Source organism: Halosimplex rarum (genome assembly GCF_047715405.1).
GTDB lineage: Archaea > Halobacteriota > Halobacteria > Halobacteriales > Haloarculaceae > Halosimplex > Halosimplex rarum.
In genome coordinates this window covers 4,568,818-4,585,890 of the sequence record NZ_CP180412.1, presented here as the reverse complement: position 1 = coordinate 4,585,890, position 17,073 = coordinate 4,568,818, and the positions used below count along the sequence as shown (strand labels likewise).

16 protein-coding genes are annotated in these 17,073 nt (G+C 67.9%); 7 read left to right on the top strand and 9 right to left on the bottom strand.

What is annotated here, in order from left to right; genetic code table 11:
• Nucleotides 1-27 precede the first annotated feature (27 nt).
• The 5 genes from ACMGFH_RS21745 to ACMGFH_RS21725 form a co-directional block, all read right to left on the bottom strand.
• Nucleotides 28-981 (bottom strand): M48 family metallopeptidase, encoded by a 954-nt coding sequence (locus ACMGFH_RS21745; RefSeq protein ID WP_415380722.1) that lies wholly within the window; start codon nt 979-981, stop codon nt 28-30.
• A gap of 26 nt (nt 982-1,007) precedes the next feature.
• Nucleotides 1,008-1,772 carry a 4-phosphopantoate--beta-alanine ligase gene (locus tag ACMGFH_RS21740; protein WP_415380721.1) on the bottom strand — a complete coding sequence of 255 codons (765 nt, stop codon included), beginning with the start codon at nt 1,770-1,772 and terminating at the stop codon, nt 1,008-1,010.
• A gap of 57 nt (nt 1,773-1,829) precedes the next feature.
• On the bottom strand, nt 1,830-2,552 hold the full coding sequence (locus ACMGFH_RS21735; protein ID WP_415380720.1) for a bacterio-opsin activator domain-containing protein: 723 nt from the start codon (nt 2,550-2,552) through the stop codon (nt 1,830-1,832).
• 89 nt (nt 2,553-2,641) lie between these two features.
• Nucleotides 2,642-2,911 (bottom strand): UPF0058 family protein, encoded by a 270-nt coding sequence (locus ACMGFH_RS21730; protein ID WP_415380719.1) that lies wholly within the window; start codon nt 2,909-2,911, stop codon nt 2,642-2,644.
• A 202-nt stretch (nt 2,912-3,113) separates the two neighbouring features.
• Nucleotides 3,114-3,971 (bottom strand): pantoate kinase, encoded by an 858-nt coding sequence (locus ACMGFH_RS21725; protein WP_415380718.1) that lies wholly within the window; start codon nt 3,969-3,971, stop codon nt 3,114-3,116.
• Between the two features lie 166 nt (nt 3,972-4,137).
• On the opposite strand from ACMGFH_RS21725, the gene ACMGFH_RS21720 reads away from it, so the two are divergent.
• The 3 genes from ACMGFH_RS21720 to ACMGFH_RS21710 all read left to right on the top strand — a co-directional run bounded on the left by ACMGFH_RS21720 (nt 4,138) and on the right by ACMGFH_RS21710 (nt 5,970).
• Entirely contained in the window at nt 4,138-4,440 is a 303-nt protein-coding gene (locus ACMGFH_RS21720) for a UPF0175 family protein (RefSeq protein WP_274324235.1), read from the top strand.
• Nucleotides 4,441-4,956, top strand: a complete 516-nt coding sequence (locus ACMGFH_RS21715) for a hypothetical protein (RefSeq protein ID WP_415380717.1) — start codon at nt 4,441-4,443, stop codon at nt 4,954-4,956.
• Between the two features lie 177 nt (nt 4,957-5,133).
• Nucleotides 5,134-5,970: a bacteriorhodopsin gene (locus ACMGFH_RS21710; protein WP_415380716.1), complete on the top strand. Its 837-nt coding sequence runs from the start codon at nt 5,134-5,136 to the stop codon at nt 5,968-5,970.
• A 42-nt stretch (nt 5,971-6,012) separates the two neighbouring features.
• On the opposite strand, the gene ACMGFH_RS21705 is transcribed toward ACMGFH_RS21710, so the two are convergent.
• Together ACMGFH_RS21705 and aspS are read right to left on the bottom strand one after the other, a co-directional pair.
• On the bottom strand, nt 6,013-6,636 hold the full coding sequence (locus ACMGFH_RS21705) for a hypothetical protein (protein WP_415380715.1): 624 nt from the start codon (nt 6,634-6,636) through the stop codon (nt 6,013-6,015).
• A gap of 162 nt (nt 6,637-6,798) precedes the next feature.
• A complete protein-coding gene (gene aspS, locus ACMGFH_RS21700; protein ID WP_415380714.1) occupies nt 6,799-8,103 on the bottom strand; it encodes an aspartate--tRNA(Asn) ligase in 1,305 nt (434 codons plus the stop codon).
• A 131-nt stretch (nt 8,104-8,234) separates the two neighbouring features.
• Between aspS and ACMGFH_RS21695 the strand changes: the two genes are divergently transcribed.
• From ACMGFH_RS21695 to ACMGFH_RS21685, 3 genes are all read left to right on the top strand, one after another.
• Nucleotides 8,235-8,705 (top strand): Lrp/AsnC family transcriptional regulator, encoded by a 471-nt coding sequence (locus tag ACMGFH_RS21695; RefSeq protein ID WP_415380713.1) that lies wholly within the window; start codon nt 8,235-8,237, stop codon nt 8,703-8,705.
• Nucleotides 8,706-8,912: 207 nt separating this feature from the next.
• Nucleotides 8,913-9,356, top strand: a complete 444-nt coding sequence (locus ACMGFH_RS21690; protein WP_415380712.1) for an NAD-binding protein — start codon at nt 8,913-8,915, stop codon at nt 9,354-9,356.
• A 1-nt stretch (nt 9,357) separates the two neighbouring features.
• On the top strand, nt 9,358-11,529 hold the full coding sequence (locus tag ACMGFH_RS21685; protein WP_415380711.1) for an amino acid permease: 2,172 nt from the start codon (nt 9,358-9,360) through the stop codon (nt 11,527-11,529).
• 199 nt (nt 11,530-11,728) lie between these two features.
• On the opposite strand, the gene ACMGFH_RS21680 is transcribed toward ACMGFH_RS21685, so the two are convergent.
• Together ACMGFH_RS21680 and ACMGFH_RS21675 are read right to left on the bottom strand one after the other, a co-directional pair.
• Nucleotides 11,729-11,866 (bottom strand): hypothetical protein, encoded by a 138-nt coding sequence (locus tag ACMGFH_RS21680; RefSeq protein WP_415380710.1) that lies wholly within the window; start codon nt 11,864-11,866, stop codon nt 11,729-11,731.
• A gap of 92 nt (nt 11,867-11,958) precedes the next feature.
• On the bottom strand, nt 11,959-12,681 hold the full coding sequence (locus tag ACMGFH_RS21675; RefSeq protein ID WP_415380709.1) for a phosphoglycerol geranylgeranyltransferase: 723 nt from the start codon (nt 12,679-12,681) through the stop codon (nt 11,959-11,961).
• A 160-nt stretch (nt 12,682-12,841) separates the two neighbouring features.
• Between ACMGFH_RS21675 and ACMGFH_RS21670 the strand changes: the two genes are divergently transcribed.
• Entirely contained in the window at nt 12,842-17,023 is a 4,182-nt protein-coding gene (locus ACMGFH_RS21670; protein ID WP_415380708.1) for an Eco57I restriction-modification methylase domain-containing protein, read from the top strand.
• Nucleotides 17,024-17,073 lie beyond the last annotated feature (50 nt).

The window sequence follows — 17,073 nt, the reverse complement described above, 5'->3', positions numbered from 1 at the left end:
GGACAGCCGTATGAATCTTTCCGACCGCTACGCCGGCATCGACTCCACGGCGGCGATCCGGCGCTCGAACGACGGGTGCGGCGAGACCAGTCCGCGGAGTCGGTCGGTCACGGAGTGGCGACTGCCGTCGTCGAGCGTCCGCAGGAGGCCCGCGACGGCCGCGGGCGAGGTGTGACTGGCGGCGTAAGCGTCGGCCCGGTACTCCGTGGCCCGTCCCACGAGGACGGCGACGGCGCGTTCCCCGAACAGCCAGGCGGCGAGCGCTGCCGTGGCCGCCGGCGTCGTCACCGAGAAGACCGCCGTGATGACCGCCGCGCCCGCGAACAGCCAGCCCGCGCTCACGAGTGACCGGACGAAGGCGTGTCGTCCCGCCAGGTGGCCCCGCTCGTGGGCCACGACGGCCGCCAGCTGCGCCGGCGGGAGCGTCTCGACGGCCGCCCGACTCACGCCGACCGCCCCGGACAGCGGTCCGCCGATACTGTAGCCGTTCCGGTGGGTCGGCCTCGCCGTCTCGACGACGCGGACCGACCCATCCGGATCGATCCCCGCCGCTGCCAGCCGCCGCCGCTCCCCCTCGGTGGGTGTGCGGGCGGCGAGTCGTCGCCCGTGGACGAGCGGCCCGAGCGCGAGCGTCCCGGCGAACAGGGCCGCAACGCCCCACAGCCACACGTCCAGCGGTTCCGTCCACACCAGCACGGACAGCGCCAGCGTCGCGACGACCGGCACCAGGTCGACGAGTCGTCCCGGCCGCAGCCACTCGCGCGGGTGCCCGATTTCGCCGGTCGACGGCGCCGCGTCCGGGCCGTCCAGCACGTCCCGCGCCGTGAGCCCGATCAGCACCGCCGCAACGGCGAGAACGACGGCCTCACCGTACCAGATTGTCGGCGTGTGCCCGACGACGCCGGCCGATACGGGCCCGGTGTCGAGCGGCGCACGCGTCGCCGGGAGCGCGAGGAGCGCGGAGAGAGCGGGGACCGTCACGTGCGGCGGTTAGCCGTGACCGGTTGTCAATCTTCGGCCGCGTCCGCGCCGTCGCCATCGCGGATCGCCCGTTCGGCGGCCGCGAGCGCCTCGTCGGCGTCGAACTCGGCGACGATCGATTCGAGCGTCTCGCGGTCGGCATCGGCGAGATCGCGAGCGTGCTCGGTCACGTTCGGCACCGCGCGGATCACGTTGTCGACGATCGGTACGTCCGCGGCCCGTGCCGACCGCGAGAGCGGGTTGAGGTCGATCACGACCTCCGTCTTGCCCATCTCGCCCAGCGCCTCGGCGCGGTCGCCGTCCTCCAGCGGGACGACGACGACGTCGGCGTCGCCGATGCCGTCGGCGTCGACCTTCGCGCGCTCGTGGTCCAATCCCGGGATGCGCCCGTCGGCGGTCAGCCCCTTGACGTCCTCGGCGCCGTGCTCGCGCAGGTGGTCGACGATGGCGGTCATCCGCTCGTCAGTGCGGTTGAAGAGGTTGACTTCGAGGTCGGCGCTCGTCGCTTCGCCGAGTTCGACCACCTCGCCAGGGACGAGCGCGGCCACGTTACCGTTCACCGAGATGACGGGGTGCTCGGCGAGCAGGAGGTGGGCCGCCGCGACCCGCTCGGCGTCGTCGGCCGAGGGGATCGTCCGCTCGCCGAGCAGGTAGTCGAAAGCCTCGCCGCGGCCCTGCGCGATGAGCCCCTGTCGGGAGGTGATCCCCTTGTCGACGCCCTCCTCGATGCGGTGGCGGGTCAGCAGCGACTCGTAGCGCGGGTGGCTCTCCGGGATCTCGCCGTCGGTCATGCAGGGACGCTCGCGGGCGAGCGACGAAAAGCCGACGTTTCCGGACGCCGACGGCAGTCACCGCGACTCGACGGCGATGCGGTGACCGCCGGCCGGGCTGTCCTCCTCGAGCAGGGCGGAGAGGAGTTTGCGCTGTGCGGCGCGCAGGTGCTGGGAGAACGTCGACGGTGAGATGTCCAGTTGCTCGGCGACTTCGGCGCCCGTCCTGTCGCGGGGCCGTTCGAAGTAGCCGCACCGGTAGGCCGTCACCAGCACCTCCCGCTGGCGGTCGGTGAGCCGCCGGGCCAGCACGTCCTGGACGTGCTGGCGGAGGAACAGCGGTCCCTCCCGCGGGCGGTCGCGCTTGGCGATCAGGTCCATCGTCGGGTGTTCGTCGAGGATCGATTCGACGACAGCGCCCGCGTCCCGCGACGGCATCACCTCCGCGACGACGCGCCCGTCGCCTCCCTCGGCCCAGAGATCCCGGATGAACGCCTCCTCGTCGGCGAGCGTCGCCGCGACGCACTCCGAGGGGTCCTCGATGCGGAAGACCACGACGCCGTTGTCCGTGTACTGGTCGACGAGTCGCTCGGCCACCGGCTCCGCCTCCGAGATGGCGTCGACGACCGTCGGCGAAGCGCCGACCACTTCGAAAAACGCCAGGTACTCCCCACCCGACCGGGGCAACAGCTCCCGGAGGACGCACCGACACGAGCCCCGCTCCGACCCGGTGACGAACGGGTACTCGGAACTCGTCACCCGGAACTCGAGTTCGGTCGGCTGTGGGTCCGACGTGGGCATCGTATCACTCGGCGTTACGACAGTTCGGGGTTGTCTCTCGTGTCGAGGCGACGGGACGGCGACACCGGCGGCGAACCCGGTGTCGTCGCTCACTCCGCATACTGATCGGTGCCGCGACCGGCGTCGAGACGCGGCCGCTCGTCGCCGTCGGTGGCCCGGTCCGCGAGCGCGCTCAGTTCGGGAGCGAGTGCGAACACCGCCCGCTGGTGGGCGCCCTTCGACCGGTGAATTCCGGTCGGGCGGACGTCCATCGCCTCGTACTCGTCGAACGCGTCTGTGGGTAGGTCGCGGTTGTGCTCGAACTCGTCGCGAACGAGCGCCAGGAGCGCGTGCAGGTAGAGTGATTCGCGTTTTCGCATGGTTCGTTCCGTTGAAAGACCGGGGTGAATCCCCCGGTGGGGTGGGGTGGGGTGGGGGTGGGGTCTGGGGTGTCGGAGAGTGCCGGGAGACGACGGAGCGACGCGACGTCGTTCCGTCGACCCACCACGGAATTACGTAGCCACCGGGGAAAAACGAATACCTGAATAGTATGGTCATCCAGGCCGGGCCGGTAAGAGGCCCCTACTCGGGGAGCGCGCGGTCGCCCGGCGGTTCCAGAAGCGTCGCGCCCGTCGGGTCGATCCGACAGACGGTCGGGTCGTACCCCGCGTCCGTCAGCCCGGTGTCGAGCGCGACGACGGTATCGCCGAGCATCCCCATCAGCGCCTGCCCGTCCGCCTCGGCCACGTCGGTTATCACCTCGTAGACTCGATCGGAGAGCAGATCCGCCTCCCGTGAGAACTCCCGGGACGCCCCCACGAACGTCGACAGCGTCGGTTCGCGGACGAGCCGCGAGAGCGCCTGCTCGCCGGCCGTCGAGAGCGCCCCCGTGTCGCCGCCGATGACTTCGCTCGTCGACCGCTCGCCGAGCGTCTGGAACTCGACGCGCGAGCGGGCCGGCACCGCGTCCATTTTGTTGTGCTGCGGGCTGCCCGGCTCCAGCCGGATCGGCACGCCGCCGTGGAGCTGCCCGACCACGTCGCCCAGACCGGTCCCGGCCTGGACCTCCGCGCCGTGGGCGATCGTCGCCAGTTCGTACGTCGAGAGCCGCCGGTCGAGCACGTCGTTAGTCGCCAGCGCAGCGCCCAGGGCCATGGCGCCCGAGACGCCGAAGCCCGACCCCACCGGCAAGTCCGTCACGCCGGAGACCCGGACCGTCGCCTCCAGCGCGTCGAGAACGCGCTCGACCGCTTCGATCTCGACCGACTCGCCGTTGAGTACCGTCTCTCGCTCGTCGGCCGGCCGCACGGTGACGGTCACGCCTTCCGAGAGCGCGATGCCGGCGCCGCGCGATCCGGTCCTCGTCGGGTCCTCGCCCCTGTCGACAGTGAAAAAGCCCGTCACGTGCCCCGGGACGAACGCCCGTGCCACCGCTGTCATTGTCTCACCCTCGGCGCGGTGCCTGTAATCAGTTTCGTCCTCCGGCCGGGAAACCGCCGGTCAGGCGCGCTCTACTTCGTCGCCGTCGTCGGCTCCCGCTCACGGGAGCCGATCGTCCGTGTCACCCACAGAGTTATTGTATGCGGTGTTAGACAACGTATCGAGAATGCCGTCAGTCAGCGCTCGCCTCCCGATGGACGAGAAGGAGGAACTGGACGACGTCGCCGAACTGCTCGAAGAGGACCGGAGCACCACGATCCGGAAGGCCCTGCGCGAGGGGCTGAAGGAACTGCGGATCCGTCGCGCGGTCGAGCGCTACCAGACCGGCGAGGCCTCCGTCGCCGAGGCCGCCCGCGTCGCCGGCGTCTCGCTCGGCGAGTGGCTGGAGATCGCCCACGAGCGAAACCTCACCACGCAGCTCGCCGCCGAGGACCTGAGCGACGACGCCTACACCGCACAGGAGCTGTAGATGAGCCGCATCTACGTCGGCCCGACGACGCTGTACGCCCTCGGGCAGGTGGGCGAACTCGACCTCCTGCAGAGCTTCGACGGCCGCCTCGTCGTCCCGGAGGTCGTCCGCGAACAGGTGACGACCGAGCCAGCCCGGAGCGCCCTCGCGTCGTTCGTCGACGAGACCGACGTGTCGACGGCCGTCCCCGACGCCGCCCACGAGCGGGCGACCGAGGTCGTCGGTATCGAGGAAGGGACACACGAGGCCGCCATGATCGCCGGCGTCATCGCCCACGCCGACCCCGAGGACCGCCACGCCGTCGCTGTCGTCTCCGAGGACCGCCGCGTCCGGCGAATCGCCGAGGGTCTCGGCGGCGCCGTTACCAGCAGTTTCGGCGTCGTCGCGCGGGCCGCCACGGAAGACAAGTACCTCTCGCGATCGCAGGCGCGGCGGATCGTCCGCCGGATCGACGCCAACGGTATCCAGTTGACCGGGGAGATGCGGTCGCAGGCGGTCGGTGCCGTGGGAGAGTAGCGTCCGCGGCCAGTGAGCGGTTCGAGGCGCGAGTGAACCGAGCGCCTCGATAGCGAGCGGGCGAAGCCCGCGAGCAGCGAACGAACCGTGCTTTTTCACCCACGTTTTCGGTGGGCACTTCGTCGCCCCTGCATTCGCCGGGAGTGGTTACACCAGTGACGGAACCAACAAACCACTATGTCACTGTTTCAACCTATCTGGATCCTGCAGCAAGTGACGCAGGGCGAGGTAGTCGAACAGATCCGGAACGACGCGTTGTTGTCGTCGTCGCTATGGGTGAACATCGCGCTCGCGGGACTGTCGATACTGCTGTTCGTGTACATGGGTCGGAACGTCGAGGGAGAGCGCGCGAGACTCATCTGGGCGGCGACGCTGCTGGTACCGCTCGTGTCGATAGCGAGCTACACGGGGCTGTTATCCGGACTGACGGCCGGGTTCGTGGAGATGCCCCCGAACCATCCCCTCGGCGGCGAAGCAGTGCTGAGCCAGTGGGGCCGGTATCTGACGTGGACGCTGTCGACGCCGTTGATCCTGCTCGCGCTGGGGGTCCTGGCCGACGTGGACCTGGCGAGCCTGTTCACCGTCGTCGCCTGCGACGTCGGGATGTGCGTCACCGGCCTCGCCGCGGCGCTCGTCACGTCGTCGTACGCGCTCCGCTGGGCCTTCTACGTCATCAGTTGTACGTTCTTCGTGGTCGTCCTGTACGCGCTAGTGGTCAGGTGGCCACGGGCCGCCGACGCTGCGGGAGCGGGAGAGATATTCGGGACGCTCCGGACGCTGACGGTCGTGCTGTGGCTGGGCTATCCGATCGTCTGGGCCGCCGGGGTCGAGGGGCTGGCGCTGGTCGAGTCCGTCGGGCTCACGTCGTGGGCCTACTCCCTGCTGGACATCGGCGCGAAGTACGTCTTCGCGTACCTGCTGTTGCGGTGGGTCGCCGCGAACCAGGACGTCGTCGCGGGCTCGGGGTTCAGGAGGGGGTCCGAGAGCGGTGCCGCGACCGTCGGCGACGACTGACCGCGTCGCTCGCCCGCCGGACGGCCCCGGATCCTCGGCCGATCACTCGTCGGCCTCGGCGGCGTCGTAGAACTCGCCCTCGTCCAGCACCGGGTCCGTTTCGAGGAACGTTACGCCGCGGGCCGTCGGCGCGACGCCGGTCTCCGCCTCGAACTCCTCCAGCAGGTCGCTCCCCCAGCCCATGCCGACGGGGGCGTCGAACGCGCCGAACGGTTCGGTGAACATCGGCGCCGGCGGCGCGTGGGCGAACGCGCGGAAGCGGAACTGGTGGTCCATGGCGAACCGGTAGAGCACGCCCTGGCCGGCGAGTCCGTCCTCGCCCTCGTAGCGAGCCGCTTCGGTCGGCGCGTCGTCGACCGACCGATACAGCACCGCCTCCGTGCAGGTCTCGGTCTCCGAGTCGAACGTCGCGACGGTCGCCCGCTCCCACAGCGGCGCGCTCTCGACGAGCAGCCCCGGGACGGGCTCGTTCGTCAGGGCGTAGACGTACTCGGCGACCCACGCCAGATCCGCGGCTCGCTCCTCGTCGTCGCCGTCGACGAGGTCCCCGTGGACGTGGTCCTCGTCGGCGGGCACGTCCACCGGATGGGTCTCCTCGAACCACTCGACCAGTGACTCGCGGGCGTCCGGGTCTGCACACTCGAAGCTGTATGCCGTCCACTCCACAGCGCATCGTTCACGGTGACGACCAAAAAAGTAGCCGTGCGTTCGCGGTCCGGTCGGCGGTTCTACGGAGAGAGTCGCTGGCTACCTCCGACCGCTGCGAGATCGAGCGACTCTACGGAGAGAGTCGGCGCCGAACTCCGACCGCTGCGAGATCGAGCGACTCTACGGAGAGAGTCGCTGGCGATCTCGCGGGAAGAGAACGGCTTCCCGGATGTTGCCGAGGCCGAGCATCGTCATGACGAGGCGCTCGCCGCCGAGGCCCCAGCCGGCGTGGGGCGGCATGCCGTACTTGAACATCTTGGTGTAGTAGTCGAACTGCTCGGGGTCGAGGCCCTGTTGCTCGAACCCGTCGACGAGGTGGTCGTAGCGGTGCTCACGCTGGCCGCCCGAGACCAGTTCCATCGTCGGATGCATCATGTCGAAGCCGGTCGACAGCTGCTCGTCGTCGTCGTGGTCCTTGATGTAGAAGGGCTTGATCTCCGAGGGCCAGTCGGTGATGAAGTAGTGCTCGCCCACGTCCTGGCCGAGCGCGTGCTCGCCCTCCGTGGGGAGGTCGTCGCCCCAGACGAGCTGCTCGTCGAGTTCGCCCGTGGCGTTGATCCGTTCGATGGCCTCCTCGTAGGTGAGCCGCGGGAAGTCGCCCTCGGGCGCCTCGAATTCGTCCTGCAGGTCGAGCGCTTCGAGCTGTTCCTGACAGTTCTCGGCGACGCCCTCGTAGGCGGCTTTGACGATGGTCTCGCAGGCGTCCATCGCCTCGGTGTGGTCGTAGAACGCCGACTCGAAGTCGATGGAAGTGGCTTCGTTGAGGTGCCGGGGCGTGTTGTGTTCCTCGGCGCGGAAGATCGGGCCGATCTCGAAGACGCGCTCCAGGCCGGAACCGACCATCAGCTGCTTGAACAGCTGGGGCGACTGGTTCATGAACGCCTCCTGCCCGAAGTAGGTGATCGGGAACAGTTCGGTCCCGCCTTCGGTACCAGTGGCGACGATCTTCGGCGTGTTGATCTCCGTGGCGTCGAGGTTCCGGAACGCCTCGCGGACCGAGCGCAGCACCTCGGCGCGGATCTCGAAGATCGCCTTGGTCTCGTCCTTGCGGAGGTCGAGGGTGCGGTTGTCGAGGCGCGTCGAGAGGTCGGCGTCGACCTTCCCCGAGGGGTCGAGCGGGAGTTCGGGGTCGGCCTCGGCGACGACGTCGAGGCTGTCGGGCGTGATCTCGACGCCGGTGGGCGCGCGCGGTTCCTCCTCGACGTCGCCGGTCACGGCGACGACGGACTCGCGGTGGACCCCGAGTCCGGTCTCGACGAGGTCCTCGTCCATCTCGTCTTTCTCGAACTTGACCTGGATCTTCCCGGTCGTGTCCCGGAGGATGAGGAAGGCGATGCCGCCGAGGTCTCGGATCTCGTGGACCCAGCCGGCGACCGTGACGGTCTGGCCCGGCTCGGCGTCTGCGGTGTAGGTGCGATCGTCCATGGGAGTGGGTTCTGGGGGGCTCGACTTAAGAACAGCCCTTCCGGGTCAGCGGTTCGCACGCCGCGCGAAGGGATGCCACGCTCCGATCGTCCACCGCAACGTTTCTGTCAGGCGGCGGAGAATAGGGGTTCATGCCAGACCGCGAACTCGACGACCTCGACAGAGCGATCCTCCACGCGCTCCAGGACGACGCCCGAAAGATGTCGACCAGCACGATCGCCGACCGGATGGACGTCGCGTCGAGCACCGTCCGCACCCGGATCCGCAATCTCGAAGAAGCCGGGATCATCACCGGCTACCACGCCGACGTGGACTACGAGGCCGCCGGCTTCCAGTTGCACACGCTGATCGTCTGCACCGCGCCAGTCCCCGACCGCGAGACGCTCGTCCGGGAGGCGCTGGAGATCGAGGGCGTCGTCGCCGTCCGCGAGGTGATGACCGGCAACGAGAACGTCCACGTCGAGGTCGTCGGCCGCGACGGCGACGACCTGTCCCGGATCGGCCGCGAGCTCGACGAACTCGGCTTCGAGATCGAGGACGAGGACATCATCCGCAACGAGTACGTCCACCCCTACAGCGGGTTCGACGACGCCGACGGGTGACCCGTCACCGACGCGCATTTTGCCGAATTAATCGTGTTACGCACGTTTAATTGCCGGTCCGTCAATTGAATCGGCTGTTTTATACCGCACCGGTTACTCTGTTCGGACGATGAACGGATTACCGACATTCGAGACGGATCGGTCTGCGGTCGGTACCGACGCGGGACTGCAAGCGGACCGGCGAATCGACCGAACGGAGGTGGTGCCATGGTCCTCGGAGCCGTGCGCAGGCGGATGAGCGACGCGCCGGGGCGGCGACGAGTCGTCGTGGTGGGGTCGTCCCACGAGACGCGGGCGCTGGCCGCTCGCCTCGCCGACGAGTTCGACGTGACGTTCGTCAGCGACCGTCGCGACGTCCTCGCCGGTGCGCGCGCGGAGGGCGTCGACGCGCGACACGACACGCTCGACCGCGAGAGCGAACTCCCCTCGTGGGATCTCGCGGCCGACGCGGCCGTCGTGGCCACTGACCGCGACAAGACGAACATGCTCGTCGCCCAGCAACTGAAGACGCTGCGGGGCGTCAGGGACATCGTCGTCCGGGTGAACGACCCGGACCGGGAGGGCGCGTTCGCCGGACTCGACGTCGCGACGGTCTGCGGGTCGGACACGTTGACGCCCCAGGTGAGCGCGACGCTCGAGGAGGCCATCTGACGTGCCGAAGGAACTCGAACGGGACCTCGGTCTCCCGGAGGTACTGGCGATCAGTATCGGCGCGATGGTCGGGAGCGGTATCTTCATCCTCCCGGCGCTGGCGCTCGAGATGGCCGGGCCGGCCGTCATCCTCGCCTACCTCCTGGCCGGCGTCCTGGTGCTTCCTGCGGCGCTGAGCAAGGCCGAGATGGCGACGGCGATGCCCGAGGCCGGCGGCACCTACATCTACATCGAGCGCGGCATGGGTCCGATGCTCGGGACGATCGCCGGCATCGGCACGTGGTTCGCGCTCTCGTTCAAGGGCGCCCTCGCGCTCGTGGGCGGCGTCCCGTACCTGGTCGTCCTGTTCGACCTGCCGATAAAGCCGGTCGCGCTCGGCCTCGCGGCCCTGCTCATCGTCGTGAACCTCTTCGGCGCCAAGCAGACCGGTCGCCTCCAGGTCGCCATCGTCGCCGCGATGCTCGCGGCGATGGTCTGGTTCGTCGGCGGGAGCTTCGGCTCCGTCGAGCGGGCGGCGTTCGACGGGTTCTTCGCCTCCGGCGGGGGCGGCGTCCTCGCCGCGACCGGGTTCGTGTTCGTCTCCTACGCCGGCGTCACGAAGATCGCCAGCGTCGCCGAGGAGGTCGAGGACCCCGACCGCGTCATCCCGAAGGGGATGATCTACTCGCTGGGGTTCACGACGCTGCTGTACGTGCTGATCGTCGCCGTCATCGTCGGCGTGACGCCCGACGGGATCGTCGGCTCGAACACGCCCGTCGCCGACGTGGCGGCCGCGACCATGCCAACCGCGGGCGTCGTCGTGGTCGTCGCCGCGGCGATCCTCGCCCTCGTCAGCACCGCCAACGCCGGCCTGCTCTCGTCGTCGCGCTACCCCTTCGCGATGAGCCGCGACCGGCTGGCGCCGCCGTCGCTGTCGACCATCAGCGACCGGTTCAACACCCCGACGACGGCGATCACGCTGACCGGGGTCGTCATGCTCGGGCTCATCGCGTTCGTCCCGATCATGGAGATCGCCAAGCTCGCGAGCGCGTTCCAGATCCTGGTGTTCGTCCTCGTCAACGTCGCCGTCGTGGCGTTCCGCACGAGCGACGTCGACTACGAACCGTCCTACCATTCGCCGCTGTACCCCTGGATGCAGGCGTTCGGCGTCGTCGGCGGGCTCGTCCTCCTCACGCAGATGGGAACGCTCCCGCTCGTCGGCGCCCTCGTGATCACGGTCGGCGGCGCGCTGTGGTACTACGCCTACGGCCGCCCCCGCGTCCAGCGCCAGGGCGTCGCCGCCGACGCCGTCCGCCGCCGCATCGATCGGCAGGCCATCGCCGAGACCGGGTCGGCGTTCCGCGACGCGTCCGAGACCGACGTGCTCGTCGCCGTCACGGAGGACACCACCGAGTCGCGCGAGCGCGCGCTCCTGACGGTCGGAGCCAGCCTGGCGCGGCGCGACGACGGGACGGTCACCGTGGTCCAGTTCGACCAGGTGCCCGACCAGGTTCCGCTGGACTACGCCGAGGGTGTCGTCTCCGACGCCGACCGCCGCTTCGAGGAGCGCACCGACCGACTCGTCGCCGACCTCGACGTCCCCGTCGAGTACGGCGAGGTGGTCAGCCACGACCCCGAGCGCGCGACGGTCAACTTCGCGACTGGCCACAACTTCGACCAGGTCGTGGCCGAGCCCGCAGCGAGCGGGTCCGTCTCGCGACTGTTCGACGCCGGGGAGACGGAGTACGACCTGCTCACGGTCGCCGCAGACGGCGTCGACGACCTCGACACCGTGACGCTCGTCACCGACCGCGGTCCCTTCGACCCGACGAAGGTCCGGATCGCCGACGCGGTCGCCGCGGAGAACGGCGCGTCCCTCGAACTCGTCCACGCGATCGACGCCGGCGAGCCCCCCGAGCGCGCGACGGCCGTCGACGACTACCACGACTCGCTCGCCGACCTGTGTTCGGTCCCGGTCGAGTCACGCGTCGTCACCGGCGGCGACCGCGACGCTGCGCTCGCTGACGCCGCGAAGGGGAGCGACCTCGTGATCGCCGCGAGCGACGGCGACGTAGTCGTGCGGTCCGACCAGGTCGACCAGGCCCGCGACGCGACCGGTATCATCACGGTCCGCCCGCGGCCCTCGCGCCGCACCGGACTCGTCGGCCGCCTGCTCGAACGCACGGTGTTCTGAGACCCTGGACACAGGTGGGACTCTGAAACCGAGTCCCCATCCTCGTCGCTCCGTCCTCGTCCGATCACGGCCCATCGCGAAAAAATTCGCCGTTCCTCTCACTCGTCGCCCTATTTCTATCGAGCGACGTGAGACGGAGTCCGAGAGCGCTATTCCCCACCGTAGTCCTGGCGAGTGGGCGAGTCAGAGCCCGGTGGAGCTACGCTCCACCGTCGGTCAGCACTTCGACGTCGTCGCCGCCGTCCTCGTTCAGGAACTCCGGGAGGTCGTCCTCGGTCTCCGCCTCGGCCTCCTCGCGGTCACGGTCCCAGACGCGGGACGTGTATTCGTGGCACATGGTATCACACCACCTAGATCGGGGGCCCGGACGCAGTTCAACCTTGCGTCGGGCGGGGAGCGCTGCGAGAATCGGCTGCGAGAGCGGCCGTGTCAGTCGGTGAGCGCCGCGGCCGTGGCGTCTTTGGCGCCTTCGACCGTTTCGGTGACGGCGTCGACGCCTTCGTCGTGGACGAGGTCGCCGACGACGACGGTGTCGGCGTGCTGGGCCATCGTGTTCGCGGATTCGTAGTCGTGGATGCCGCCGCCGTAGAACAGGGCGGCCTCCTCCAGCGCGTCGGCGGCCGCGGCGACGACCTCGGGGTCGCCGAAGGTGCCCGAGTACTCGGTGTAGAGTATCTCCTGGCCGAGCATCTGCTCGCCGACCTCGGCGTAGGCGGCCACGTCGTCGGCGTCGAGGTCGCAATTCGACTCGGTCAGGACGGCCGCCGCCGAGTCGGGGTTGAGAACGACGTACCCCTCGGTGAACGTCTTCGCCCAGTCGATGTCGTCGTCGAGTCGGACCCATTCCTTCTGGACGCCCGTGATCCAGGCGACGTCGCCGGCGTTGAGCACCTCCGGGACGAGGTAGCCGTCGACGCCGTCGCGGTAGACGACGTTCGCGGGGTTCGACGGTTCGACGTACAGTGGCACGTCGTACTCCGCGCAGGCGTCCACGACCTGTCGCATCTTCTCCTCGGTGACACCGGTCGTGCCGCCGACCTCGATGGCGTCCGTCCCGCAGGTGACGACATCTTCGAACGTCTCGCCGTCGACGAGATCCTTGTCCGGGTCGACCTTCAGAATGTGGTCCCAGTCGTCCCACGGCCTCTGCATACTGGCACACACCCCGCGCCCGGATAAAACCGCTTCGGATACTGGCGATCACGGCCGGGAGACGATGCCGAACAGACAGCGCTACCGAGGGAGGCGTGGTTCGCCGGCAACGATGCCCCGTACTTTCTTGGTGACCGCCGACAGGAGATAGGGGTATCAAATGAGTCAGGCGACGCTCCCGTCGGCTCCGTATCACAACTCGAATCTCTTCTCCGGCTACTATCTCGACGAACGCGTCGCCGATCTGGACGCGTGGGACTGCGACGAGGAAGCGACGGAAGCGTTCGAGGAACTGCAGCAGCGCTGGGAGCTCGAAGGGGATCTCGCCCCGTCGTACAAGGAAGACGAGTTACTGGACTCGTGGATCGACGATGTGCTCGACGTGCTCGGATTCGGGACCGCAGCAGAGACGACGCTGCCGGGCGGCGGCGGGTACAACGACCGGCTGCTGTTCGAGTCCGAGGAGGACAGGCGCGAAGGGGCGCTTCGGAAGAGAGCGGGCGAACCGGAGGCGATGTACGGGACCGCCGCGGCCGTTCTCGAAGCGAAGCAATGGGGCGCCGACTTCTCCGCGCGATTCAGCGAACAGCGGTCGTACCGCGACGCGTCACATCAGATAAAGTACTATCTCGAACACACGCCCGAACGACTCCGCTGGGGCGTCCTGACCGATGGCCGCAAGTGGCGGCTCTACGGAACGAAAGACTACGCGACGGAGACCTACTACGAAGTCGACCTGCCGGAGCTACTCGCCTCGGGGAGCGTGGAGCGGTTCAAGTACTTCTACGCGTTCTTCCGACCCGAGGCGTTCCGCCAGAGCGCCGGCACGTCCTTCCTCGACACGGTCTGGTCGGAGAGCGAGACCGCCGCCCAGGAACTCGGCGAAGACCTGCAAGACAACGTCTTCACCGCACTCCGGGTACTCGGCGACGGGTTCGTCGAAACGAACGACCTCGACATCGACCCCGAAGACGACGACGCGCTCGAGGAGTTGAAAGAGCAGTCGCTGGTCCTCCTCTACCGGTTGATGTTCGTCCTCTACGCCGAGTCACGGGGACTCATCCATCCCGACGACCCCGACTCGGTGGCCGAGTACGAGGAGCACTTCAGCCTCGACCGGCTCCGGTTCGACATCCACGACGACGTGGGATCGGGGGGCTCGCTCTCGGACTACAGCGAGCACTCGACCTCGATGTGGAGCCGGCTGGAGGACCTGTTCCGACTCGTCGATTCCGGCGAGGGGTCGCTGGGTATCCCGCCGTACAACGGCGGCCTGTTCGACGACGACCAGCACGGCTTTCTCGCCGAGAACCAGGTCGCCGACCGCTACATCGCCGAGGTACTCTACCGCCTGGGAACCACCGAATCCGACGACGGCTCGTTCGTCCTCGCCGACTACGCCGACCTCGATACCCGCCACCTCGGGAGCATCTACGAGGGCCTGCTCGAACACGAATTCCGCATCGCTCCGGAGGCCTACGCGGCCGTCGACGAGGACGGCGGCCAGGTGTGGAAGCCCGCGACCGAGGTGACAGACGCCGACGCCGTCGAGACGGTCGAGCGCGGCGAGCTGTACGTGGTCAACGACGACGGCGAGCGGAAAGCGACGGGCGCGTACTACACGCCCGACTACGTCGTCGCCCACATCGTCGAGGAGACCGTCGGCCCCCTGATCGGAGACATCGACGCGGAGTTGCGCGAGGACGGGCTCGAACCGAGCGACCGCGAGTACTTCATGCGCTTCTGGCAGTCGGTCCGCGATCTGACGGTCCTCGACCCGGCGATGGGCAGCGGCCACTTCCTGACGAAGGCCACGGGGTATCTGACCGAGCGCGTGATGGAGGTCGTCCGCGAGCAGGAGATCCAGAGCTACGACGAGCAGAACCTGCGCCGGGAGATAGCCAAGGAGTGCATCTACGGAGTCGACGTCAACGGCATGGCTGTCGAGCTAGCGAAGCTGTCGATGTGGCTGGAAACGCTGGCGACCGACCAGCCGCTGGCGTTTCTGGATCACCGCCTCAAAACCGGAGACTCGCTGGTCGGTTCGGACGTCACGCGAGTGCTGAGTGACGACGTCGCCGAAGAAGGCGGACAGTTGACTCTCACGCAGGCGTTCGCGCGAGTGCGCAAGGACACGCTCGACCACGTGATGGACCTGATGCGAGAGTTGCTCGCCATCGACAACGAGACGCTCGACGACGTCAAGTCGATGGAGGGGATCTATCGGGAGATCCGCGACGACCCCCTGTACGAGCGACTGTTCGAGTTGGCGAACGTGCACACGGCGGAGCAGTTCGGCGTAGACGTCCCGGACGACGCCTACGAGGAGATGGCCGCCGCCATCGAAGCTGAATCGGAGTGGGCGGCGATCGAATCCGAGCCGTGGTTCGCGGAGGCCCAATCCGTGGCCGCCGACGAGGACTTCTTCCACTGGGAACTGGAGTTCCCCGAGGTGTTCTTCGACGACGACGGCGAGAAGCGCCCGGATGCCGGGTTCGACGTCGTCGCCGGGAATCCCCCGTATATTTCGATCGAGAACCTCGACGACCAAAGCGTCGAATACGTCAAACGAGCGTATTCGGAGGTGGTCTACGGTCGAACGGACATCTACCTCCCCTTCATCTACAAATCGCTCCACCTGACCAGAGACGGCGGTTTCAGTTCGATGATCGTCCCGGACAAGTGGCTGGTCTCGGACTACGGGAAGTCGCTCCGAGACCGCGTCCTGTCGGACTACACGATCGAGCAGGTGTGGGACCTCCGCGAGGAACCCGTCTTCGAGGGCGTCTCCAACTCCCCGGTCGTCTACAATATTCGATGCGCCGACCCTGCGCAGAACGAGATCGCGATCGCCGTCGGGCGGGAATCGGACCCGAACTACCGGGAGTACGCCACCGAGCAGTCGATCTTCGATAAGATCTACGACAAGAAGATAATCCTCTCGATCACCGACGAGATGTGGCGCGTTTGCGAGACGGTTACCACTGATTCGTGGCGGATCGCGGACTTCTGTTACGTGAGTTACGGGGCTCAACCGGGGAATCTATCGAAGTTCGTGTTCGATTCCCGCACAGCGGCCGTCGACCGCCTGGAACAGCTCGCCAGCGGAGACGACCCGGACGAGCGCATTAAACCGTTTATCAAGGGTCGAAATATTCACCCGTATACGGTCAGATACGACGGCGAACTGCTACTGTACCTGCCCGACGACTTACACCGCCCGGCGTTTCCGGAGCTATTCGAAGTCGAGAAGATAGCGATGAGCGAGGTGGCGACCGAACTCAGAGCGGCCCTCGACACGGAGCGACACTACGGGAACGAGACGGTCGTCTTCGTCGCGCGGAACACCGATTTGCTCCGGGAGAATCCGGAACTCGCCCGGACGAGAGGAGTCCCGGAGCGAGATGCGACGCCCGACGGAGTGGAGGATATCGACCTCAATTACGCAGTCGCGCTGCTCAATTCGACGCTTCTGGAGTTTTACTTCGAGGCGACGATGGCGGAGTTCCTGCACGTGTATCCGGACGACATTCGACGACTGCCGATACGAAAGGTACGGACGCCGTCCGATGGAGGCGGAGCAGGTGCCGAGTTCGAGGACGCATATGCGAGGGGGGACTACCAGGCCTGCGCCGAGGCGCCGGTCGAAGACGGAGGGGGCGACGAGACCGAATTCGCGCCCGCGCGCTTCCACGAGCGGTTGGCTTTCCTGGCCCGACAGCGGTCGGATCTCTCGCGCTCACGGGACGTGCTGAATCTCTCTCTCCGCGACCATATCGGCGCCTATTCGAACGGCGAGACGCTCGCAGAGATCGGTTTGACACAACCGCCAGAGGACGCAGCCGGTTCGGTTCTCCAGCAGACCACGGAACAGAAGCCGAACCTGCGGGTGGGCGAGGCCACGGCCGAGCGCGAATCGATCAATACGGTCGAGATTCGGCTCACAGCGCGCTACAAGCCCGACCCGAAGGAGAAGGGCAGAGACGCGTACACCGAGACCGAGCCGCTGCCGGCGCTTCGGATCACGGACCTCTCCGAGACCGAGGCGGACCTGATCGAGGCGTTCGTGCCCGCGGCCGTTGACGAGGCCGGTGGGTTCGCGGGCTTCCGCGAGACGGCGACGAAGACCAACTCGCTGGTCGATCGCCTGCGCTCGCTGACACTCCCGGAGGTGTCCGACGTGGAAGACGGACTCGCGAGTTACCGAGAGACGGTGGGTCGGGCCGAGGAACTGGAACGGGAGATCGGACGCACCGACGAACTGATCGACGAGATCGTCTACGACCTGTACGGGCTCACCGACGAGGAGATCGAGATCGTCGAGGAAGCGGTCGGCGAATAGCGTCCGCGCGCACCCGAGCACGGGTCGAAACAGAGAGACCGGACCGTCCC